At 69.8% G+C, this 23,862-nt stretch carries 13 protein-coding genes; 8 read left to right on the top strand and 5 right to left on the bottom strand.

Annotation, left to right across the window (positions count from 1 at the left end):
* Window positions 1–34 precede the first annotated feature (34 nt).
* Window positions 35–1,255, top strand: a complete 1,221-nt coding sequence (locus NAM01S_RS20705; RefSeq protein WP_067787706.1) for a 5-(carboxyamino)imidazole ribonucleotide synthase — start codon at window positions 35–37, stop codon at window positions 1,253–1,255.
* Entirely contained in the window at window positions 1,248–1,748 is a 501-nt protein-coding gene (gene purE / locus NAM01S_RS20700) for a 5-(carboxyamino)imidazole ribonucleotide mutase (RefSeq protein ID WP_084483120.1), read from the top strand. The genes NAM01S_RS20705 and purE overlap by 8 nt, the downstream gene beginning before the upstream one ends.
* A 21-nt stretch (window positions 1,749–1,769) precedes the next feature.
* Here purE and NAM01S_RS20695 read toward each other — a convergent pair whose 3' ends face one another.
* On the bottom strand, window positions 1,770–2,333 hold the full coding sequence (locus tag NAM01S_RS20695) for a PIN domain-containing protein (RefSeq protein ID WP_067787702.1): 564 nt from the start codon (window positions 2,331–2,333) through the stop codon (window positions 1,770–1,772).
* Window positions 2,334–2,335: 2 nt separating this feature from the next.
* Entirely contained in the window at window positions 2,336–2,791 is a 456-nt protein-coding gene (locus tag NAM01S_RS20690) for a helix-turn-helix domain-containing protein (protein ID WP_067787700.1), read from the bottom strand.
* A 102-nt stretch (window positions 2,792–2,893) separates the two neighbouring features.
* Here NAM01S_RS20690 and NAM01S_RS20685 point away from each other — a divergent pair, with 102 nt between their 5' ends.
* The 4 genes from NAM01S_RS20685 to NAM01S_RS20670 all read left to right on the top strand — a co-directional run bounded on the left by NAM01S_RS20685 (window position 2,894) and on the right by NAM01S_RS20670 (window position 20,195).
* Window positions 2,894–3,583: a TetR family transcriptional regulator gene (locus NAM01S_RS20685; protein ID WP_097247122.1), complete on the top strand. Its 690-nt coding sequence runs from the start codon at window positions 2,894–2,896 to the stop codon at window positions 3,581–3,583.
* Between the two features lie 158 nt (window positions 3,584–3,741).
* On the top strand, window positions 3,742–4,902 hold the full coding sequence (locus NAM01S_RS20680) for an acyl-CoA dehydrogenase (RefSeq protein WP_067787697.1): 1,161 nt from the start codon (window positions 3,742–3,744) through the stop codon (window positions 4,900–4,902).
* 491 nt (window positions 4,903–5,393) lie between these two features.
* A complete protein-coding gene (locus tag NAM01S_RS20675) occupies window positions 5,394–6,050 on the top strand; it encodes a DUF6875 domain-containing protein (RefSeq protein WP_174554838.1) in 657 nt (218 codons plus the stop codon).
* Between the two features lie 21 nt (window positions 6,051–6,071).
* On the top strand, window positions 6,072–20,195 hold the full coding sequence (locus tag NAM01S_RS20670) for a non-ribosomal peptide synthetase (RefSeq protein WP_067787692.1): 14,124 nt from the start codon (window positions 6,072–6,074) through the stop codon (window positions 20,193–20,195).
* A gap of 71 nt (window positions 20,196–20,266) precedes the next feature.
* On the opposite strand, the gene NAM01S_RS20665 is transcribed toward NAM01S_RS20670, so the two are convergent.
* Window positions 20,267–20,551 carry a GNAT family N-acetyltransferase gene (locus tag NAM01S_RS20665; RefSeq protein ID WP_067787690.1) on the bottom strand — a complete coding sequence of 95 codons (285 nt, stop codon included), beginning with the start codon at window positions 20,549–20,551 and terminating at the stop codon, window positions 20,267–20,269.
* Window positions 20,552–20,637: 86 nt separating this feature from the next.
* On the bottom strand, window positions 20,638–21,996 hold the full coding sequence (locus NAM01S_RS20660; protein ID WP_067787689.1) for an FAD-binding oxidoreductase: 1,359 nt from the start codon (window positions 21,994–21,996) through the stop codon (window positions 20,638–20,640).
* A gap of 214 nt (window positions 21,997–22,210) precedes the next feature.
* Between NAM01S_RS20660 and NAM01S_RS20655 the strand changes: the two genes are divergently transcribed.
* Both NAM01S_RS20655 and NAM01S_RS20650 read left to right on the top strand, forming a co-directional pair.
* Window positions 22,211–22,522, top strand: a complete 312-nt coding sequence (locus NAM01S_RS20655; RefSeq protein ID WP_067787682.1) for a hypothetical protein — start codon at window positions 22,211–22,213, stop codon at window positions 22,520–22,522.
* A gap of 69 nt (window positions 22,523–22,591) precedes the next feature.
* A complete protein-coding gene (locus NAM01S_RS20650) occupies window positions 22,592–23,080 on the top strand; it encodes a GtrA family protein (RefSeq protein WP_067787681.1) in 489 nt (162 codons plus the stop codon).
* Window positions 23,081–23,219: 139 nt separating this feature from the next.
* On the opposite strand, the gene NAM01S_RS20645 is transcribed toward NAM01S_RS20650, so the two are convergent.
* Window positions 23,220–23,858 carry a Type 1 glutamine amidotransferase-like domain-containing protein gene (locus NAM01S_RS20645; protein WP_067787679.1) on the bottom strand — a complete coding sequence of 213 codons (639 nt, stop codon included), beginning with the start codon at window positions 23,856–23,858 and terminating at the stop codon, window positions 23,220–23,222.
* Window positions 23,859–23,862 lie beyond the last annotated feature (4 nt).

Here is a 23,862-nt window from a genome sequence, read left to right as displayed (position 1 = left end):
CCGAGTGTACCGGTAGCGGTCATTGCGGCCGGACATGACAAGATTGCACGACGTGAGTACCCGTTCCTTCGATCAAGCCGCGATGCCCACCGTCACCATGATCGGTGGCGGTCAGCTCGCGCGAATGACCCATCAGGCCGCCATCGCGCTCGGCCAGCGGCTCCGGGTGCTCGCCGAGAACCCGGAGGACCCGGCCGCGCAGGTCAGTCCCGACGTGGTCCTCGGCAGCCACACCGATCTCGCCGCGTTGCGCAAGGCCGCCGTCGGTTCGCACGCGCTGACCTTCGACCACGAGCACGTGCCGACCGAGCACCTCGAGGCGCTGGTCGCCGAGGGCGTCAACGTGGCGCCGCCGCCGCAGGCACTGGTCTACGCCCAGGACAAACTGGCCATGCGGACCAAGCTCGCCGAGCTCGGCGTCCCGGTGCCCGCGTTCACCCCGGTCGCCGAGCCCTCCGACGCGGTGCGCTTCGGCGACGAGCACGGCTGGCCGTTCGTGCTCAAGGCGGTGCGCGGCGGTTACGACGGCCGCGGTGTCTGGATGCCCGCCGACGCGGCCGAGGCCGAGCGGATCGTCACCGATCAGCTCGCGCACGGTGTGCGGCTGCTCGCCGAGGCGAAGGTCGATCTGAAGCGCGAGCTCTCGGCGATGGTCGCCCGTTCGCCGTTCGGGCAGGCCGCGACCTGGCCGGTGGTGGAGACCGTGCAGCGCAAGGGGCAGTGCGCGGTGGTGATCGCGCCCGCGCCGGATCTGGCCGACGAGCAGGCCGCCGTGGCGGAGACCCTTGCGCTGAACCTGGCCGCCGAGCTCGGCGTGGTCGGCGCGATGGCCGTCGAGCTCTTCGAGACCCACGACGGCGCGCTGCTGGTGAACGAGCTGGCGATGCGCCCGCACAACTCCGGCCACTGGGGCATGGACGGTGCGCGCACCGGGCAGTTCGAGCAGCACCTGCGTGCCGTGCTCGACTACCCGCTGGGCGACACCAGCCCGCTGGCTCCGGTCACTGTGATGGCCAACATCCTCGGCGCCGAGCAGGCGCCCGAGATGTCGATGGACGAGCGGCTGCACCACCTGTTCGCCAGGATGCCCGACGCGAAGGTGCACCTGTACGGCAAGGGCGAACGTCCCGATCGCAAGATCGGGCACATCAACGTCCTCGGCGACGACGTGGCCGAGGTGCGCGAGAAGGCAGAGCGGGCGGCGCACTGGATGTCGCACGCGGTGTGGACCGACGGATGGGATCCCCATGAGTAATCCTCGAGTTGGCCTGATCATGGGCAGCGACTCCGACTGGCCGACCATGGAGGCGGCCGCCGAGGCGCTCGCCGAGTTCGGCGTGCCGTTCGAGGTAGGTGTGGTCTCGGCGCACCGCACGCCGCAGCGCATGCTCGACTACGCGCGCGAGGCGGCCGATCGCGGCGTCCAGGTGATCATCGCGGGCGCGGGCGGCGCGGCGCACCTGCCCGGCATGGTCGCCTCCGCGACCCCGCTTCCGGTGATCGGCGTGCCGGTCCCGCTGAAGTACCTCGACGGCATGGACTCCCTGCTCTCCATCGTGCAGATGCCCGCGGGCGTCCCGGTCGCCACCGTCTCCATCGGCGGCGCGCGCAACGCGGGCCTGCTCGCCGTCCGCATCCTTGCCGCCGCCGACCCGACCCTGCGCACCCGCATGACCCAATTCCAGGCCGACCTCGAAAAACTGGTCCTCGAAAAGGACGAAGCCCTCCGCACCAAACTCCTGGGCTGATCTGCGACGCCCGGTCGCTGTTCACCAGCGGCGACCGGATCGCAGGGCTGCCACGGATTCGACCAAGCCGGCGCTTTCCAATGCGTCGAGGATCTCGTCCACGGATTCGGGTGGATTGCGACGGGAGTCGGCGATCTGCTGCACACACGCCCATACGATCCGGTCGTCGAGGGCGATCTGGTCGAGGACGAATTCGTCCGGGCTTCGGGCTTCGATGTTCCACGCCGCCAGCTGCTCTGGTGGGAAGTCTCGCAGGTTCGCCGTGACGATCACCTGTGCTCCCACCTTGATCGCGGCCGCGAGAACATGCCGATCGTCGGGATCTGGCAGCTTCAAACCCTCGATGAGCGGCTCGTACGCCTCGACAAGGCAGTCCGGCACCGCGCCCACGATCAGCTCGCGAAGCCGACGGAGCTTGGAAGCCGGGATGTCAGGTCGCTTGTCCGCGAGGTTCCGGAGTGTCTCGTCGAGTATCGCGTTGGTCCACTTCGCCTGGACGACACCGGATCTGGCGAGACGGATGAGCATGTCTCGGAGGGTGTTGCCGTAGAGGACGTTGGCGTCGTACACGACTACGAAGGACATGGTCAGATGCCGAGTTCTTGTCCGAGGTCGGACAGCTCGTCTGCCGCGGCCCGGCTCGTCGCCTCGCTGCGCCGCTGATAGTCCTTCAGGTCGTCGAACCTGATCCTGCGGTGCGTGCCGATGAGCCGGAAGGGGATCTCACCGGCCTCCAGCAACCGAACGACGTAAGGCCGCGAGACGTTGAGCATGTCCGCCGCCTGCTGGGTCGTCAGCTCGGCGTGCGACGGCACGATCGAGACCCCTCGACCTTCGGCGGCTTGGGCGAGGATGAACGCCACCATATTGACCACCTCGCGGGGGAGGATGAGGGCGTTGTCGCCGGTCTCACCGTCGACGCGAATGGTCTCCTCCGAGGGATGGCGCATGAGGTAGTCCTTGATTCGCCGCATAGCGCGCGCCGCGACCTCGGCGTCGATCTCACCCGGCTCGATGCGCTTGGCGATATGGGTTCCGGCCATGAGAACCTCCTCTCTACTCGAATTATACGAAACAATCGAAATAACCGAAACGGCTTGCGATGTGGTGCGGCTATCCGTCCTCCGGTGGATACGGTGTTGTCCGTGGCAACTGAGGAGAGTGGGCGGGTGCGGGCCGGGGAGGATCCCGCGCGGTTTCGGTTGACCGTGGTGGATCAGGCGCTGCGGTTGTTCGCGGACAAGGGGTACGAGGCGACGACGGTCGACGAGATCGCGGAGGCGGCGGGGATTTCCCGGCGGACGTTCTTTCGGCAGTTCCGGTCGAAGGAGGACGTGATCTTCGCCGATCACGAGTCGCAGCTGGCGCAGGCGGCGGCTTACCTGGCGGCTGCGCAGGACGAGGATCCGTGGGATGCCGTGTGCGCGGCCGTCGTGCAGGTCTTCGAGCGGTTCACGCAGTGGCGGGAGATCGCGGCGCGGCGCTACCAGGTGGTGCGCCGGGTGCCCGCCCTGCGCGAGCGCGAGATCGTCACCGTGTTCCGCTACGAGCGCCTGTTCACCGACTATCTGCGCGAGCGTCTGCCGGACGCGCCCGATCTGGCCAGGGTGCAGTTCACCGCGGCGGTCACCGCCACGCACAACTATCTGCTGCGCCGGATGGTGCGCGGCGAGTCGGACGCGGGCGCCGCGGATCTGCGGGTTGAGCTGGCGGCCATTCCGCGCGGACGCGGCCGGGCCCACGACGCGGAGGAGATGGTGGTCGCGGTGTTTCCGAGGGACATGCCGTCGCGCCAGGTCGCCGATCTGCTGACCCGCAAACTCGGTAGTCTGTGATCTGAGCCACCCACCCCAGCGTTGACACTCAGTGCCAGAAGATCACCCCACGTGGCACGGAATTCTGTGCGTATACTGGCGCATGAAGTGGCACTGAGTGCCGAGATGAACGCCGGCCGCCGACCGCGGCTCGAGCCCACCACCCAGGAGCGTGTCCCATGGCGGGAAACCCCGATTTCGACCTGTTCAAGCTCGAGGACTTCCACGACGAACTGCGGGCGGCCATCCGCGGTCTGGCGGAGAAGGAAATCGCGCCGTACGCCAAGGACGTCGACGGTAACTCCCGCTTCCCGGAGGAGGCGCTCACCGCGCTGAACGCCGCGGGCTTCAACGCCGTGCACGTGCCGGAGGCCTACGGCGGCCAGGGCGCCGACTCGGTCGCCACCTGCATCGTGATCGAAGAGGTCGCCCGCGTCTGTGGCTCCTCCTCGCTCATCCCCGCGGTCAACAAGCTCGGCACCATGGGCCTGATCCTGAACGGCTCCGAGGAGCTGAAGCAGAAGGTGCTCGCCGACATCGTCAACGGTGAGATGGCCTCCTACGCGCTGTCCGAGCGCGAGGCGGGCTCCGACGCCGCCTCCATGCGCACCCGCGCCAAGCAGGACGGCGACGACTGGATCATCAACGGCTCCAAGTGCTGGATCACCAACGGTGGCAAGTCCTCCTGGTACACCGTGATGGCCGTGACCGACGCCGACAAGGGCGCCAACGGCATCTCCGCGTTCATGGTGCACAAGGACGACGAGGGCTTCGTCGTCGGTCCGCTCGAGCACAAGCTCGGCATCAAGGGCTCGCCGACCGCCGAGCTGTACTTCGAGAACTGCCGCGTCCCCGGCGACCGCATCATCGGCGCGCCGGGCACCGGTTTCAAGACCGCGCTGCAGACCCTCGACCACACCCGCCCGACCATCGGCGCGCAGGCCGTCGGCCTGGCCCAGGGCGCGCTGGACGCGGCGATCGCCTACACCAAGGACCGCAAGCAGTTCGGCACCGCCATCGCCGACTTCCAGAACACCCAGTTCATGCTGGCCGACATGGCGATGAAGATCGAGGCCGCCCGCCTCATGGTCTACACCTCGGCCGCCCGCGCCGAGCGCGGCGAGAAGAACCTCGGCTTCATCTCCGCGGCCGCCAAGTGCTTCGCCTCGGACGTGGCCATGGAGGTCACCACCAACGCCGTCCAGCTCTTCGGCGGCGCGGGCTACACCACCGACTTCCCTGTCGAGCGGATGATGCGCGACGCCAAGATCACCCAGATCTACGAGGGCACCAACCAGATCCAGCGTGTGGTGATGTCCAGGGCGTTGCTGCGCGGCTGACGCTCGCACCACGCCGAACTGGAGACGGCCGGGTTGTTACCCGGCCGTCTCCTTTTTTGTTCTGCCAACTGTTCGGTGACACGCATCCGAGTCCGATCGGTTGCCTCATCGTGTCCGCGAAGTAGCTCGTTTCGAGACCTGCCGGCCCATAAACATTGATAGCTGGATTATTTCGGAAGCCGGTCGGGGCTTTTGGAGGCTGACGTCGATCCTCGCTGATAGGAGGCACCTGAACGGGCGCTTCGTGGGTACTTCGGCAGGAGCTGACGCGTGTTACGCCATACCGCACATGTTCTGGATATGCACTTCTCGAGAAAATCGGGTGATCGACTACTCATTTGTCCGGGGGTTCGCGAAACCGCACTCGACCTCGCTGTGTGTCGAGGTGAGTGATGGGCGAGATCGTCATCGGACCGCGGTCGGGAATGAATTGGTTCCCCCTGTCCGACACAGATATTTCGTGTCCGCACACGAAGTCCACCGTCGACTTCGTGCGGACCTGGGCCGAGGACTATTTGACCGGCCATATTCCGGAGCTCGGTCGTGAGGGTCCGGTCTGCCCGTACGTCCGGCCGTCGCTGCGCCGCGATCTGATGTGGGTCGGCCGGGTGCCCGGCGTCCGTCCGTGGCCGCCGTACGTGCGACTGGTCATCGAAGACGCGCTCGAGCTGTTCGGGCGGCTGGCTCCGACCGAGGGCGGCGGCTCGGCGCTGCGCGCCCTCGTCACCGTGCTGCCGGACCTCCGGGATTTCTCGCTGATCGATGACTTGCACGAGGAGCTCAAGTCGAGGTTCGTCGAGCGCGGCTTCATGCTGGGGCAGTTCTACCCCGGCTGCAAGGAGCCGGGGTTGTGGAACAAGGACTTCCACCCGCTCGATTCGCCGATTCCGATGCTCGTCGTGCGCAGCATGATGACCACCGACTTCCCGTTCTTGCTCGCGCGGCCGGAGTGGATGGCCGCCTATGTCAAGAAGTTCGCTCCCACGCTGCCCGCCCATGTGCGGCAGGTGATGGTCAGCCGGTTGACCGCGAGCTCCGATACCGACGTGCCCGCCTACGAGCTCCTGGAGGAGCCGGAGACGAACGGCGCGTCACCGACCAGAAAGAACGCCACGCCGATTTCCGCAACGACGCGTAGAGCCGGCTGACTCGAATCAAGGGGATCGACTATGACGCACGGACTTTCGGCCGCGCGGGGCATCGACGTGAGCGAGAACGAGGGCTTCCCGCTCTCGCCCGCGCAGCTCGGCATGTGGTACGCACAGCAGCTGGATCCTTCGGTGCCGCTGAACGAAGCGCAATACATCGAGATGCGCGGGCCGCTGGATGTCGACACGCTGATCGAGGTCTCGCATCGAGTCGCCCACGAGTACGAGACCGCGCTGCTGCGGTTCGGGGTTCGTGACGGCCAGCCCTATCAGGTCGTGGATCCGAGCCTGCACACGAATCTGAGCTACCTGGACCTCAGCGATGCCGAGGACCCGGACGCCGAGGCCATGCGCTGGATGCGGGTGGACGTGGCCGCCCCGGTGGACCTGATCAACGAGCGTCCTGGTGTGTCGGTGCTGATCCGGGTCGCCCCCGATCGCGTGCTGTGGTACTCGCGCGCGCACCACATCGCGCTGGACGGTTTCGCGTCCGCGACGGGGCTGTATCGCGTCGCCGAGCTGTACAACGCGGCGTTGGCAGGCGAGGAGCCGTCACCGTGCAAGGCGTCCGGGCTGCGCGAGATCTACGACGACGAAGTGCGCTACCGGCAGTCGAGCCGATTCACCGCCGACGCGGAGTACTGGTCGCAGCGCATGTCGGACATGCCAGAACGGTGCAGTCTGGTGCCGGGCGCCGCGCCGGCGCACGCACTCGGACGTCAGCACCGGCAGCGGCTCTCCGACGAGACGAAGGCACGACTCGACGCCGCCGCGTCGCGCTACGGCGTCGGCACGCCCGGTATCGCGATGGCGGCGCTCGCTGTCTACTACGCGCAGGCCACCGGCGCGCACGATGTGGTGCTCAGCCTGCCGGTCTCCGGACGCACCACCGCGATGCTGCGCCGCTCCGGCGGCATGCTGGCCAATATCGTTCCGCTGCGGGTCACGGTGGGTGAGCGCAGCACCATGGCCGAGATCGTGGACGCGATCCGGCTCGAGGTCTCGGGCGCCCTGCGCCACCAGCGTTTTCGGCACGAGGAGATCCGGCGGGGCGCGGACGGCGCGGCGGCGGTCGCGGGCGGTCGCGGGATCGTCGGCCCGGTGGTCAACATCATGCTGTTCCCCGCCGAGGTGCACTTCACGGGCATCGAGACCGATCTGCACGTGATCACGTCCGGCCCGATCGAGGACTTGTTCGTCAACATCTACCAGCACGGCGCGCAGGCGCCGATCTATCTCGACTTCACCGCCAACCCCGATCTCTACGACGAGGAATCCCTCGCCCGCCATCACCTGCGGTTCCTGAAGCTGTTCGAGGCGCTGCTGGACGCCGACCCCGACACCCCGGTCCGCGAGGTCGAGTACTTCCTCGACGACGAGCTTGTTCTGCGCGAAGGAGCGCACGGCCCAACGCCACCCGCCCCCAGACTGCTGCCGGATGTGCTCGACGAGGGACTGCGCGCGGCGGGCGCGGACACCGTGGCCGTGATGGACGGCGAGCGCACCCTTACCTACGGCGAACTCGACAGCGCCGCAAAGGGGTTGGCCGGAGAACTGACCCGGCTCGGTGCGGCGCCGGACGAGTCGGTGCTCGTCGCGCTGCCGCGCTCGATGGAGTCGGTGCTCGCGTTCTGGGGCGTGGTGCGTTCCGGCGCGGCCTACGTCCCGCTGGGCACCGGTAACCCCGCCGAGCGGGTCGCCAAGATGGCGTCGGAATGCGGTGCGCGACTGGGTATCACCACCCGCGAGCAAGCATCCCGGCTGCCCGACACAGTGCGGTGGATCGAGATCGACACGGACGCGGCGGTTCTCGATGCGCCCACATCAGGAGACGACGCGGCCGACTCGCGGCGAGATCTGCGCCTCGAGCACGCCGCCTATGTTGTCTTCACCTCCGGGTCGACCGGCGTGCCGAAGGGCGTCGTCGTCTCGCACTCCGGGATCGCGGGGTTGGCCGCCGCCGTGCGCGAGGCCTATCGACCCGAGGTCGGTTCGCGCGTGCTGCATTGCCTGAACCCGAGTTTCGACGCGTCGCTGCTGGAACTGCTCGTCGCCTTCGGCAGCGGCGCGACGCTGGTGATCGGCCGTGGCGACGCCATGGCGGGCGCCGAGATCACTTCCGCCGTAGCGGAATACGGGATCACCCACCTGTGCTCGACGCCCGCCGTGCTCGCCACATTGCCGGACGACGCCTTGGACGGCGTGCTCGCGGTGACCACCGGTGGTGAGATCTGCCCGCCGGAACTGGTGGCGCGCTTCGGTTCCGGCCGCAGGCTGGTGAACTCCTACGGCCCGTCCGAGACGACCGTAGCGGCCACCTTCACCGATGCCATGGACCTCGAACGCCCCGCGGGCCTCGGTCGGCCGGTGCCGGGCGCGCGGCTGCTTGTCCTCGATCAGCGGCTCGCGCCGGTGCCGATCGGCACACCCGGCGAGCTCTACATCGCGGGACCCGGCGTGGCACGCGGATACGCGGGACGCCCCGGTTTGACGGCGGAACGTCTGGTCGCCGACCCGTTCGGACCGGCGGGCAGCCGGATGTACCGCACCGGCGACCTGGTCTACTGGCGTTCGGTCGAACCGTCCGGCGAGACGGCCGTAGCCGACGGTGTCGTGCTGGAGTACCTGGGCCGCAGCGATTTCCAGGTGAAGCTGCGCGGGATGCGGGTGGAACCCGGCGAGGTCGACGCGGTGCTCGATTCGCACCCGGAGGTGGAGATCGCCGTCACTGTCGTGCGCACCGGCGCGTCCGGACGCGCCATGCTCGCGTCGTATGTGGTTCCGGTACACCACGATTCGCAGACCGCCGAACTGGACGTGCCGAGCCTGCGCGAATTCTGCATGCGCAGGCTGCCCGGCCACATGGTGCCCGGCGCCATCACCGTGCTGGACGCGCTGCCCATCACCGGCAACGGCAAGGTGGACCGGCGCGCGCTGCCTGAGCCGATGGCCGAAGAGGCGCCGCGGGCCGCCGCGTCGGAGGTCGAGGGCGTTCTGTGCCAACTGTTCGCCGAAGTGCTCGGCGTGCCGTCGGTCGGCGCGGACGTGTCGTTCTTCGCGCTCGGCGGCGACTCGATCCTGTCCATCCAGCTGGTCGCCCGCGGCAGGGCGGCCGATCTGGTGTTCTCCGCGCGCGACGTGTTCGAGCATCCGACGCCCGCAGCGCTGGCTGCGGTGGTCGCAGCCCCCGGCGAGCGGCATGCGCTGGCCGAATTGCCCGGCGGTGGAGTGGGTTTCCTGCCGAGAACGCCGATCGTGGACTGGCTGCTGGAGCAGCCGGGATGGCAGCGGTTCGGCCAATCCGTTGTGCTCGCCCTGCCCACCGGGCTGAGCGAGTCCGAACTGGTCCGCACCCTCGGCGCGGTGCTCGACCGACACGACATGTTGCGCGCCAGGGTGGTTCGCGGCGGACTGGAGGTCGCGGCGCCGGGGACGATCGCGGCCGAGACGCTGCTCGAGCGCGTACGGGTCCTCGAAATCGACGGCGTGGACACCGAATCCGTCGTCGCGGCGGCCACCGCGCGGCTCGCGCCGGAGGCTGGGATCATGGTCGCGGCGACCTGGCTCGATGCCGGTACGGAAGTGGCGGGCAGGCTCGTTCTCGTCATCCACCACCTGGCCGTCGACGCGGTGTCCTGGCGCATTCTGATCGCCGATCTGATCTCCGCATGGGCGCAGGCGCACGCCGACGAGACGCCCGAACTGCCCTCCGTCGGCACCTCCATGCGCACGTGGGCGCACGCGCTCACCGAGGCGGCGACGACCGAGTCGTGGGTCGCCGAGGCCGACCACTGGGCCGCCGTGCTCGCCACCCCCGATCCGCCGCTCGGCCGCCGCGGGCTCGACCCGAACGTGGACACCGGCGACACCGTCGAGCGCCTCGAACTGAGCCTGCCCGCGGCGACCACCGCGACGCTGCTCGACCGGCTGCCTGCCACCTACCGCTGCGGTATGGAGGAGGCGCTGCTGACCGCGCTGGCCTCGGTGCTCGCGGAGCACCGTGCGGAATCCGGCCCCGCGCTGGTCATGCTGGAGCGGCACGGCCGCGAGGAGGCCGCCGTTCCCGGCGCCGATCTCTCCCGCACCGTCGGCTGGTTCACCAGCCAGTTCCCCGTCCGATTGGAGATCGGCGACGCCGGTCCGCTCGACGCGCTCGCCGCGGTGAAGGAACAACTGCGCGCCGTCCCGCGCGGCGGCATCGGCTTCGGCCTGCTGCGGCATTCGAATCCGAAGACCGCCGCCGTCCTCGGCGCGGCACCGGACCCGCAGCTCGGATTCAACTACCTCGGCCAGGTGGCCGAGGGCGACACCGAAGCGTCGGAGAACGCGGTGCCGTGGCTGCCGGTCTCGCTCGCGGCGAGTCTGGGCGGCGGCGCCGAGCTGCCTGCTTCGGCGGTCCTCGCCGTCGACGCGGTGGTGGTCGAACGCCCGAAAGGTTCGGTGCTGCAAGCGGTGTGGCGGTACGCCTCGAAGGTCGTCGACGGTGCCGAAATCGAATCCCTCGCCAGTGCATGGATTTCCGCTCTGGAGGAACTGGCGCGCCAGTTGGCGGAGCCCGACGCGGGCAAACTGACGCCCTCCGATCTGCCCCTGGTCTCGGTCGGTCAGCGCCAGCTGGATGCCTGGGCCATCAGGTATCCCGCCATGACGGACGTCTGGCCGCTCGCCCCGCTCCAGCACGGTCTGCTCTTCCACGCGCAGCTGGCCGCGGGCCGCACCGACGAGTACTCGGTGCAGGCGGTGTTCGAATTCGACGGAGCGGTGGACATCGAGCGACTCGCGGCCGCCGCCACCGCGACCGTGCGGCAACACGAAGCGTTGCGCACCGCGTTCGTCGCGGGCGCCGACGAGCCGGTGCAGATCGTGCTCGCCGACGTCGAGGTCCCCTGGCGCACAGTCGATGTCGACCCCGACGAGTTCGACGCGTTCGCGGCCCGCGAGCTGGCCGCGCCGTTCGACCCAGCCCGTCCGCCGCTGGTCAGGTTCGTGTGCGCGCGGTGCGGCGAGAACGACATTCGCCTGCTCGTCACCAACCACCACCTGGTTCTGGACGGCTGGTCCATGCCGCTGCTGCTCGCCGAACTGCTCGCGCGGTACCAAAGCGGCGGGGACGGAGCGGGTTTCCCGCAGCCGGTCTCCTACCGCGACTACCTCGCGTGGCTGACGCGCCGGGACCGCGCCGCCGAGACGGCGGCATGGACGGACGCACTTTCCGGACTGCCCGGCCCGACACTGGTCACCGCGGGCCGCGCCCCGCAGCGCACCGGCTCCGGGAAGCTGGATCTGGAGCTGCCGCTCACACCGGCGAGCGCCCTCGCCCTCCAGCGCATGGCGGCCGACCAGGGCGTCACCCTCAACACGGTGGTGCAGTGCGCCTGGGGCATGCTGCTCGCCGAGCTGACCGGTGAGACCGACATCGTCTTCGGGGCAACGGTTTCCGGCCGCCCTGCCGATCTGCCCGGCGCGGAGCGCGCCGTCGGCATGCTGGTCAATACCCTTCCGGTGCGCATCGCCCTCGATCCCGCCGAGCCGGTCGGTGACCTGTTGCGCCGGATCCAGCGCGAGCAGGGCGCCTTGCTCGACCACCACACCGCGGGGCTCACCGAGATCCAGTCCGCCGCCGGGCTCGGCGTGCTCTTCGACACCGCGATCGTCTACGAGTCCTATCCGGTGGACGCGACGGCCCTGCGCAGCGCCGCCGAGCACGCGGCGCTGCGGGTACGGGACTTCCGCGGCCGCGACGGCACCCACTACCCGCTGTCGCTGGCCGCGCACGCGCGCGACACGCTGCGGCTGATCCTCAGCTGCGCCACCGGCTTCTTCGATGCCGCCGAGGCACAGGCGATCGGCGACCGCTTGGTGCGGATGCTCGACCGCATGGCCGCCGACCCGGCGGCCAAAGCCGCCGGCGTGTGCGGCGTGGAGCGCGCCGAGATATTGCGCTCCCGACCGCAGCCGATGCGGCTGCTGCCCGATCTGCTGCGTTCCGGCGTGCGTCCCGGTCGGGTCGCGGTCGAGGACGACGCGCAAGCGATCGAGTACACGGAACTCGACGCCCGCTCGAATCGCTTGGCGCGCAAGCTTATCGCGGCCGGTGCTGGCCCGGAGACCTGCGTGCTGCTCGCGCTGTCGCGGTCTGTCGACTGGTTCGTCGCGGTGTGGGCGATCGCGAAGTCCGGCGCCGCGTTCGTCCCCGTCGATATCGACCATCCCGAGGAACGCCTCGCGACGCTCGCCGCCGACAGCGGCGCGCCGCTCGGCATCACCACCGCGGAACACCGAGACCGCCTGCGCGGCACGGTGTCCTGGCTGCTGCTCGACGATCCGGTGCTGCGCGCCGAGCTGACGGACCATTCCGACGCGGCGATCACCGACGCCGACCGGCCGCGCCCGCTGCGCGCGGAACACCCCGCCTACCTGATCTACACCTCGGGATCCACCGGAACGCCCAAGGGCGTCGTGGTCACCCACGCCGGACTCGGCGGGCTCGCGGCGGGCACCGCGGCGCGCATGCGGGCCAGGCCGGGCGATCGCGTCCTGCTCAGCGTGAACCCGAATTTCGACGCAGCGACGCTGGTGTGGCTGTCCACTTTCTACACCGGCGCCACGCTGGTCGTCGCGCCCGCGGCGGCGACCGCGGGCGACGAGCTGACCTCCGTGATCGTGGCGAACGAGGTGACCCACGTCGTCGCGCCGCCCGCCGTGCTCGCCACGCTCTCGACCGCGTCGTGGAACAGCGTGCGCACGGTGGTCACCGGTGGCGAGGTCTGTCCGCCCGAGCTCACCGCCAGGGTCGGCGCAGGCCGGTCGATGATGAACTCCTACGGACCGGCCGAGGCGACCGTCGCCGCGACCTTCAGCGCGGCTCTGGTCCCCGGCGAGGCCGCCGAACTCGGCGCGCCGATGCCGGGCTTCGGTCTGGTCGTGCTCGACCGCTGGCTGCGGCCCGCGCCGGTCGGGACGATCGGCGAGCTGTATCTGATGGGGCCCGGTCTGGCGCGCGGCTACCACGGCCGCGTCGGTCTGACGGCCGCTCGGTTCGTGCCCAACCCGTTCGGCGCTCCCGGTGACCGGATGTACCGCACCGGCGATCTCGTGCGCCGCGTCTCGTGCACCGGCCTGGAATACATGGGCCGCAACGATTCCCAGGTGAAGCTGCACGGCATCCGAGTCGAACCCGGCGAGGTCGACGCGGTGCTGCGCGATGTGCCTGGAGTCGGGCTCGCGGTCACCGTGCCGCGGCGCGGACCCACCGGCGACCTGGCGCTCGCGGCCTATGTGGCTCCGACGACGGGTGCCGAACTCGACGGCGCGCGCCTGCGCGACCATTTGGTGCGCCGCCTGCCACGCCACCTGGTGCCCGCGGCGGTGACCGTGCTCGACGTCCTGCCGGTGACCGGCAACGGCAAGGTCGACGTGCGCGCGCTGCCCGAACCGGAATGCGTCGCAGTCGAATACGTGCCTCCGATCGGCGTCGAACGCGTCGTCGCCGAGGTTTTCGGCGCGGTACTCGATCGGCCCGGTGTCGGCGCGTACGACGACTTCTTCGCGCTCGGCGGTGATTCGCTGTCCGCGACAAGGGTGACCGCCAGGCTCGGGGCCGCACTCGACATCGAGGTGCCGGTCCGGTTGTTGTTCGAGGCGCCGACGGTGCGCGGGCTGGCCGCCCGGTTGCCCGCTGCGGGCGACGGTGCGCGTCCCAGCATCGGGCCCCGCTCCGGTCCGCGGCCCGAGCACATTCCGCTCGCGCCCGCGCAGCAGCGGATGTGGTTCGTCAACCAGTACGACACGGAATCCGGCGCGTACAACATCCCCGCGGTGCTCCGCCTGCGCGGCGACCTGGACGTGGCCGCACTGCGCGCGGCGCTGACCGATGTGCTCGCCAGGCACGAGGCCCTGCGCACCGTGTACCCGGCGCGCGACGGCGTCGGCTACCAGGTCGTGCTGCCACCGGACGCGGTGGAACTCGACCCGGAGCCGATCGCGATCACGGCGGACGAGCTTCCGGCCGCCGTACTGGAGTGCGTCACTGCGGGATTCGATGTCGCGGCGGCGGTTCCGTTGCGGCTGCGCCTGTTCCGCGTCGCCGACGGCGAGCATGTCCTCGTCGTGGTGGTGCACCACATCAGCGCGGACGGGTTCTCCATGGGGCCGCTCGCACGGGACGTGCTCGCGGCCTACGCGGCGCGATCCAGCGGTGCCGTCCCCGGCTGGACCGAATTGCCGGTGCAGTACGCGGATTACACGCTTTGGCAGCGGGAGCGGCTCGGTTCCGCCGACGACACGGAATCCCTGCTCGCCGCGCAGCTCGACTACTGGACCACCACACTGAAGGATCTGCCGGACCGGCTCGAGCTGCCCGCGGATCGGCCGCGTCCCGCCATCCCGTCGCTGCGCGCCGGCACTGTACTGCGCACGGTCGATGCCGAATTGGCCGCCGCGCTGGACGAACTCGGCCGGACAAACCACAGTTCGCTGTTCATGGTGCTGCACGCCGCGCTCGCGGCCCTGTTCTCCAGACTCAGCGGCGCTTCGGACATCGCGATCGGCACGCCGGTCGCTGGTCGCGGCGCGGCCGAATTGGACGACGTGGTCGGCATGTTCGTCAACACCGTCGTGCTGCGCACCGAGATCGACTCGGCCGCCGCGTTCGCCGACCTGCTCGCCGAGACGCGGCGCACCGATCTGGATGCCTTCGCGCACGCGGACATCCCGTTCGAGAGCCTGGTCGACGTGCTCGATCCGGCTCGCTCGGCGGCGCGGCATCCGCTGGTCCAGGTCATGCTGGTGTTCCAGAATCTCGCACCGGTCGAGCTCGCACTGTCCCATCTGCATGTCGCTCCGGTGGAGCTGGAACAGCAGAGCCTGCGTTTCGATTTGAGCGTCACGGTGGCGCCGGACGAGACGTCGGGCCTGACGATCCGCTTCGGCTACGCCACCGATCTGTTCGACCAGGACACCGTCGAGCGGTTCGCGGATCGCTGGCTGCGCTTGTTGCGCGCGGTTGTCGCGGCTCCGGAAGCGCCCGTTGGTGATGTCGACCTGCTCGACGCGGAAGAGTCCGCGGCCCTCGATCTCCAAGCCCAGCCTTCCGTGGCGGAACCGACCGTGTTGCCGGAGCTGCTCGCTGCGGCGGTGGCGGGCAATCCGGACGGTGTCGCGGTGGTTGACGGGGTCTCCCGGCTCACCTACCGCGAGCTGGACGAGCACGCCAATCGGTTGGCGCGGGTGCTCATCGGTGCAGGCGCGGGCCCGGAAGGGCTGGTCGCGATCGCCATCCGGCGCTCGCTGCCCGCGGTGCTCGCGGTGTGGGCGGTGGCCAAGACAGGTGCCGCGTTCGTGCCGATCGACCCGGCCTATCCGGCCGAGCGGATCACCCAGATCCTGGACGATTCCGGGGCGCGGCTCGGGGTCACGGTCTGTGCCGTCGCGCCGACGCTGCCGGGCGCTGGCTTCGACGATTCCGGCGAAGACTCCGGTGAGGCGCCGGTGCACTGGCTCGCGCTGGACGATCCGGCCACCGCCGATCTGGTCGACTCGGCCACCGGAGTGCCGATCGACGACACCGAACGCACGGCACCGGTGCGCTGGCAGAATCCGGCCTACGTCATCTTCACCTCGGGTTCCACCGGACGACCGAAGGGTGTCGTCGTCACGCACGAGGGGCTGGCGAATCTCACCGTCGCCCAACGTGATCGGATGCGCATCGCGGCGGACTCGCGCGTGCTCGCCGTGGCGTCCCCGAGCTTCGACGCGGCGGTGCTCGAGCTGCTGATGGCCGTCGGCGCCGGCGCCACGCTCGTGATCGCCGGTCCCACCGCTTTCGGCGGGCCGGAGCTCGGTGAACTGCTTGCCCGCGAGCGCGTTTCGCACATCGCGCTCTCGCCGTCGGCACTCGGCTCGGTGGACGCCGCGGCACTCGGCCCGGCCCCCGCGCTGCGCGGCATCATCAACGGCGGCGAGCCCTTCCCGCCGGAACTGGTCGAGCAGTGGGCCGCGCCGGAACGCTTGCATTTCAACGACTACGGGCCCACCGAGAGCACGGTATGGGCGACGGGCAGCGATGCCCTACGGCCCGGTGACGAGATCACCATCGGTCGCCCTGCCCCTGGTCTCGCGGTCCGCGTGCTCGACGAGCGGCTGCACCCGGTGCCGGACGGCGTCGTCGGCGAACTGTATCTGTCCGGCCACGCCCTCGCCCGCGGCTACCACGGCCGATCCCCGCTGACCGCCGCGCGCTTCGTCGCCGACCCCTACGGCGCGCCCGGCGAACGCATGTACCGCACCGGCGACCTGGTGCGCAGACGCAACGGCACACTGGACTACCTGGGCCGCGGCGACCTCCAGGTGAAACTGCGCGGTCTCCGCATCGAACTCGGCGAGATCGAGTCGGCACTGGTCAGCGACCCCGCCGTCCACCAAGCCGCGGTGACGGTCTACACCGACCCGTCCGTCGGCGAACTGCTCGTCGGCTACGTGGTGCCGCACGTCATCGGCTCGCCCGAGGAGACGGCGCCCGAGGCCGACGCGGTCGAACCGGCGGCAGCGGACGCCCCGGCACATCAGGTAACGGCGGTCGACGCCGAGCCGCTGGCGCACGCCCTCGATACCGAGGTGCGCGGGGTGGCGGCGAACGGTGCTGAGCCGCCCGAATCACGCGACGCCGAGTTGCGCGCGATGGACCCAGCTGACGCCGGGTCGCAGGATTCTGCGGCAGGTGATGCTGGGTCGCGTGGTGTGGCGGCGAACGGTGCTGAGCCGGGTGAGGCGAAGACAGCCGACAGCGGGGCGCGCGAGGCAGATGCAGTGGATGTCAGTGCGGGTGCAGCGGCGTCGGTCGAGGCCGGGGCGACCCGGTCGGAGGCAAGCGGTGCCGAGCCGGTCAGGGCTCTCGACGCCGAGCCTCAGGATGCGGCGGCAGTTGCTACCGGTGTGCGCGAGACGCAGACAGCCGAGGCTGAGCTGCGCGAGGCCGCGGCGGGTGCTGCCGGTCCGGGTGAGGCGGCGTTCGAGGCCGAGGCGGACACAGCGGATGCCAGTTCGAGCGATGCGGCGGCAGTCGACGCCGGGCCGCGCGACGTGGCGGCGAACGGTGCTGAGCCTCAGGGGGCGCTGGTGATCGACGGTGAGCCGCTGGGGAACGCGCTCGATGACGAGGTGCGCGAGATGGCGGAGGATGGCGGTGCGCTGGACGGCGAGTACTCGGGCACCGTCTCGTCCGGCCTCGCGCCGATCGATCTCGAGGCGCTGAAAGCATCTCTGGCGCAGCGACTTCCGTCGTACATGGTGCCGTCGGCGCTGGTCGTGCTCGACGCTCTGCCGCGCACCGCGAACGGCAAGCTCGATCGGCGGGCGCTCCCGGCTCCCGACATCCGCGCGGGCCGCTTCCGGGAGCCGACGACGCCCACCGAGCGGATCGTGGCCGAAACCTTCGGCGAACTGCTCGGCGTGCCACGGGTGGGTCTGGACGACGACTTCTTCGCGCTCGGCGGGAATTCGCTGATCGCGACGCGGATCGCCGCGCGCCTCGGCGCCGCGCTGAACAGTCGCGTCCCGGTGCGGATGGTGTTCGACGCTCCGACCGTCGCGCGACTGGCCGAAGCGGTGCGCACCTCGGCGGCGGCGCCCGGGCCGCGTCCCGGCCCGCGCCGCAGGCCGACCTACGTCCCGCTTTCGGCGGCGCAGCGGCGGATGTGGTTCCTCAACCGCTACGACCCCGCCTCGCCCGCGCAGAACGTGCCCCTCGCGCTGGAGGTGGAGGGTGAGCTGGATGTCGCGGTCGTGCAGGCGGCGCTGATGGACGTCATCGCCCGCCACGAGACGCTGCGCACCGTGTATCCGGTGAACGCCGAGGGCGAGCCGTACCAGGATGTCCGTGGTGTGGCGGAAGCCTTTGTGCCGGTTCGTGTCTCGGATGTCGATGCGGACTCCGTCCCGCGGATGGTCGCCACGGCCTCGGCGCGTGGTTTCGATCTGACCACCGAACTCTCGCTGCGCGTGGAGCTGTTCCGTATCGAACCGCAGCGCACCGTACTCGTTGTCCTCATGCACCACATCGCCTGCGACGGCTCGTCGCTGGCGCCGTTGGCCCGCGACGTGCTGGTGGCCTACTCGGCTCGCCGCGCGGGATTCGCCCCGCAATGGCAGCCGCTGCCACTGCAATACGCCGACTACGCGCTGTGGCAACACGAGTTGCTCGGCGCCGACGACGATCCCGACAGTCTGGCGCACCGGCAGCTGGAGTACTGGCGTGGCGCGCTGGACGGACTGCCCGATGTGACGTCGCTGCCCAGCGACCATCCGCGGCCGAACATGTCCACCCATCGCGCGGGCATGATCGAGTTCCACATCGAGGTCGGTGTGCAGCAACGCATTCGGCAGATCGCTCGGTGGCACGGCGTGAGTATCTTCATGGTGGCGCACGCTGCCCTCGCCGTGCTGCTCGGCCGCATCTCCGGGCAGCAGGACGTCGCGATCGGCACGGTCATCGCCGGGCGCGGTGACGGAGAACTCGACGAGCTGGTCGGCATGTTCGTCAACACCCTGGTGTTGCGCAGTCGGGTGCGTCCCGAGGAAACGTTCGAAAACCTCTTGGCCGCGACGAAAGACGGCGACCTGGATGCCTTCGGCAATGCCGATATGCCATTCGAGCGGTTGGTCGAGGTGGTCGCGCCCGCACGCTCCACCTCCCACCATCCGCTGTTCCAGGTGCTGCTGGCCTTCCAGAACTTCGAGTTCAATCCCGGCTCGGTGCCAGAACTCGGGGTCCGCGCGATCGAGATGCCCGCGATCGGAGCGAAATTCGATCTGGAGTGGATGCTCGACGAGCAGTTCGATGAGGAGGGAGCGCCCGCGGGCATCGACTGCAGCCTCACGTTCGCCCTCGACCTGTTCGAACCGTCCACCGCGCGGACCCTCGCGGATCGGTACGTCGAGTTGCTCGACGCCGTCACCACCAACCCGGAGCTGGTGCTCGGCGACATCGATGTCACCGCACCGCCCGGCACGGCTGTCTACGACCCACCGCCGAGCCTGGCCGAGCGGCGCACCGATCTGCCCTACCGGCCGCCGGTCACCAGGACCGAGCATGCGGTGGTGAGCGCTTTCGAGAAGGTGCTCGGCGCGGAACGAGTCGGGTTGGACGACAACTTCTTCGAACTCGGCGGCACCTCCATGGTCGCGATCCGCTTGGTCGACGAACTGCGCGAACGGCTCGACTACGCCATACCGGTGCAGTGGATGTTCGGCGATCCCACGCCGGGCGCGCTGGCCCAGCGCATCGTGGAGCAACCGGAGGAGGGACCGGGCGGTACCGATCCCGCGCTGCGACCGCTACTGCCGTTGCGTCCGTCCGGCAGCGGCCCCGCGCTGTTCTGCGTGCATCCGGCGATCGGATTGGCTTGGGGCTACGCGGGATTGGTGCGTCATCTGTATCCAGGCCATCCGGTGTACGGGCTGCAATCGCCGGGCGTCGCCGCGGCGCAACCGGACATGACGCTGACCGAACGCGCGGTGCGCTACGTCGACGAGATGCGTGACGCTCAGCCGGACGGCCCCTACCGCGTGCTCGGGTATTCGGCTGGTGGACCGCTGGCCCACGCGGTCGCCGTGGAACTCCAACGGCGAGGGGCGACGGTGTCGGCGCTCGTCATCATCGACGGTCGGGCCGACGTCGAACCCGAGAGTGCGACGGAGATGCCGCCGCCGGAGGTTCTGCTCGCCGAGTTCGGCGGTATCGACCCGGACGAACTGGCGGGCGACCAGCCGCTGGCCGAGCGCGCGGCCGGACTCCTGCGTGGCGGGGGTCTGTTGGGCGACGCGGCAGGTGGTGCGGTGGGCGCGATGGCCGGTGGCGCGTTCGGCGCGCTGGACGCCGCTGCTTTGGAACGCCTGTACCTGGACTACCAGCAGTTGGTCCGGCAGGCGGCCGACTACCGGCCCGGCGTGTTCGACGGTGATCTGCTGTTCTTCAGCAGCACCAGCGGCAGGCCCGGCTACTCGCCGAACGTGGACACCTGGCGGCCCTACGTCAGCGGGGCGATCGTCGACCATCAGACCGGTCACGAACACAACCGACTGACCACACCCGAGGCACTCGCGGTCATCGGCCCGATTCTGGCCGAGTACCTACGGGAGCGCGGCTGACCGCCATCGAAAGCGCCGTGCGCGGTCGACCGATGAACCGCGCACGGCGGGAGCGAACGCGGAGGTACGCCTCAGGCGACCAAGTCGGCGTACTCGCGGTGGTCGGCGATGTACTTCTCGACGTACCAGCAGGTCGGCACCACGGAGAACCCGGCGTCCCTGGAGTCCTGAAGCGCGTACTCGACCACCTTGGCCGCGACGCCCTGCCCGCGGAACTCCGGGAAGGTCATGGTGTGGTGGAAGTCGCGGACCTTGGTGTCCTCGCGCTCGGCGTAGTCGGCGTACCCGGCCAGGGTGTCGTCGACGTAGATCTCGAATCGGGTGTCGGCGGCGTTGTGCTCGAGCCTGGTGGTCATGGTGGTGCCAACTCCTTCATGCGCGGGAATGTTCCGGCCCGGTCGGGTGTGCCGAGTGTATAAGCCGCCCGCCGCGCGACCGTCCGTCAGAGGATCGCGCCGGGGTTGAGGATGCCGTGCGGGTCGAGCGCGTCCTTGATGCGCCGCGTCAGCGCCATCACGTCCGGACCGAGTTGATCGGGCAGCCAGTCCTTCTTGAGCCTGCCGACGCCGTGTTCGCCGGTGATGGTGCCGCCGAGGGTGATGGCCAGGTCCATGATCTCGCCGAAGGCGCGGTGCGCGCGGGCGGTGTTGTCGGCGTCGGCGGGGTCGTGCACGATCAGCGGGTGGGTGTTGCCGTCGCCCGCGTGCGCGATCACCGAGACGGTCACGTCATTGCGTTCGGCGATGGCGGCGATGCCGGTGACCAGATCACCGAGGCGCGGCAGCGGCACCCCGACGTCCTCGAGCAGCAGCGGCCCGAGCCGTTCCACGGCGGGAATCGCGAAACGCCGCGCCGCGGTGAACGCCTCACCTTCCTCGGCGTCCTCGGTGTGGAAAACCTCGGTGGCTCCGGCCTTTTCGCAGGCCTCGACCATGATCTGGGCCTCGCGCGCGGCGAATTCGCCCGGCGCGTCGGACCTGGCGACCAGCAGCGCGGCGGCGGCGCGGTCCAACCCCATCCGCATCTCGTCCTCGACGGCGTTGATGGCGATGGAGTCCATGAACTCGAGCATGGACGGCCGCAGCGTGCCGGTGATGCCGAGGATGGCCTCGGTGGCGGCGGTGAGCGAGGCGAAGCTGGCGACCACGGTGCTCTGCACCGGCTGGGCGGGCAGCAGGCGCAGGGTCAGTTCGGTGATCACGCCGAGCGTGCCCTCGCTGCCGACGAACAGCTTGGTGAGCGAGAGCCCGGCGGAGTCCTTCAGGCGGGGGCCGCCGAGCCGCACCGCGGTTCCGTCGGCGAGCACCACTTCCATGCCGAGCACGTAGTCGGTGGTGACCCCGTATTTCACGCAGCACAGCCCGCCCGCGTTGGTCGCCGCGTTGCCGCCGATCGAGCACATCTCGAAGGACGACGGGTCCGGCGGGTACCAGAGCCCGTGCTCGGCGACCGCCCGCTTGACCTCCGCGTTCAACAGGCCGGGCTGCGCGACCGCGGTCCGGGTGATCGGGTCGACGGTGATCGCCCGCATCCGCTCGGTGCTCAGCACGATCCCGCCGTCCACCGCCGTGGCGCCCCCCGAGAGCCCGGATCCCGCGCCGCGCGGAACCACCGGCACCCGGTGGGCGTGCGCCCAACGCAACGTCGCCGCAACATCCGCGGTGCAGGTCGCGCGGACGACCGCCGCGGGCGTTCCTGCCCCGGGATCGCGCGCCCAGTCCTGCCGGTAGCCGATCAGCAAATCGGGGTCGGTGAGCACCGCGCCCTCGGGCAGTGCGGCGACGAGTTCATGCAGGTCCACGGTTGTTCACAGTAGTGCGGGGAGAGCGCGGAAGCTGTCGAAAGCGCGGGCGGCCGTTGTTTCCGGGCTGGTAATTCCTGGCGCGCCGGGCAAGAATGCCGGGTGCAGGGGCTCGCCGTGCGTGGATCGGCCGTCGTCGTGACGGTGGACGCGCGCGGCCGACGGATCGTTCGACCATTCCGGGGACCTGCCACACATTCGGAGGGTTGACGGCATGCGGGTCGAATCACCGGACTACCGGGAGCTCATCGGCGCGCTGTTCGCCGACGAGTTCGCCGACGGCGCCGTGGATCTGGAGGCGCTGCGCGGCATCCACGCGGGCGAGTTCGGTACCTGGCTCACCGCCCTCGACCGCTCGGGCCTCTTCGACAAGGAAGCGCTGGCGACGATCGCCGACCAATGGCGCCGCGACCCCATGCTCCTGCTGGACGCCCTCCTCGCCGACGCCGACGACGTCACCCGCCGCCGCTGGCTGATGGCCTGGTCCAGCCTGGACCGCCCCGAACCCCTCGGACAGATCGGCTGAGCGGGGCAACCCGGCGGACGTTTGCCAACAGCTCACCTCGCGGACACCTGCCGCTGCCATTCTGGCCGCGTGCACGATCTGGCCGTCACCGCCGACTCCCTCGCCGACCGGTTCACCCGCTGGTGTGAGCTCGTCGTCGCGCGGCTGCCCCTGGGATTGGACCGGATCGTCCCGCCGACGTTCCTCGGCTTCGCACTGATCAACAGCTTCACCTTCGGCGTCGACCTGGTACTGCTCACCATCTTTCACGGCTGGTGGAACTGGCCGGTGCCGGTCTCGATCACGCTGGGCTACATCTGCGCGTTCGGACTCGCCTTCGTCCTCAACCGCACCTTCAACTTCCACTCCCACGCGCCCGTCGGCAGACAGGCCGCGGTGTACGTCGTGGTCGTCGTGATCAACTACCTGGCCTTCATCCTCGGCGTCGGCGGCGGACTCACCGCGCTCGGCCTCGAATACCACCTCTCCCGCCTACTCGCGGGCGCCTGCGAGGCCATCTATATGTATGCCGCCATGCGCTGGATCGTCTTCCGCACACGCCCCGCCGACGCGATCTGACCGCTCCCACATACCGTTCGTACGCCTCACATAGGCACCGACTATGTGAGGCGTATGAAAGATGTGTGGAAGCAACCGAACTCGTGCTGGGGGTAGCGAGTGCGGTCGGTGTCGTTCTCTGCCGGTCGGGGTGCGAATGTCAGCGCAGGAGTTCGGGTGCGGCGCCGTCGACGACGACCACTTGGTCGTCGGTGAGCGCCCAGTGGGGGATCCCGGCGGCGCGGTACTGGGCCGCGAGCCGGTTGCCGAACCCTTCCGGGTCGGTGGGGGAGTCGACGTGCGGGACGATCCGGTGGTCGACCAAACCCAGCCCGTCCCAACGCGGTTCGACCCCGCACACAGGTTCCACCTCGGCGGGATCGTCCGCGGACTCCAGTCCGTGCAGGTCCGGCGTCAGCAGGCAAGCGCCCGCGCTGTACCCGGCGTAGACGAGCGCGTCGGCTTCGAGCAGCCGCGTCAGTGCGAGATCCGCTCCGCTGCGGGCGAATTGGGCGCGTAGTACGAAGGTGTTGCCGCCGCGCACCCAGATCAGCGGGAACTCGGCGAGCCGATGCTCCAATTCCGTTGCGCGCCCGACGTAATCGCGCAGATCCAGCACCTCCGGCGCATACCCGAGCTTGCGCAACGGAACCAGATCGCTGGTCACCGCCGACGCCCACATGTCCGGCCAGGCGTCGCACGCGTTGGGAATCACGGCGACCCGGCCCGGCGCACCGACCAGCTCGGCGAGCCGGTCCTGATGCTTGCCGAATCGGTAGCTGGACAGGAAGAGTCGCACCGGC

The organism is Nocardia amikacinitolerans NBRC 108937 (assembly GCF_001612615.1).
In the GTDB taxonomy this organism is placed as follows: Bacteria; Actinomycetota; Actinomycetes; order Mycobacteriales; family Mycobacteriaceae; genus Nocardia; species Nocardia amikacinitolerans.
This window is presented reverse-complemented; position numbering and strand designations above follow the sequence as displayed.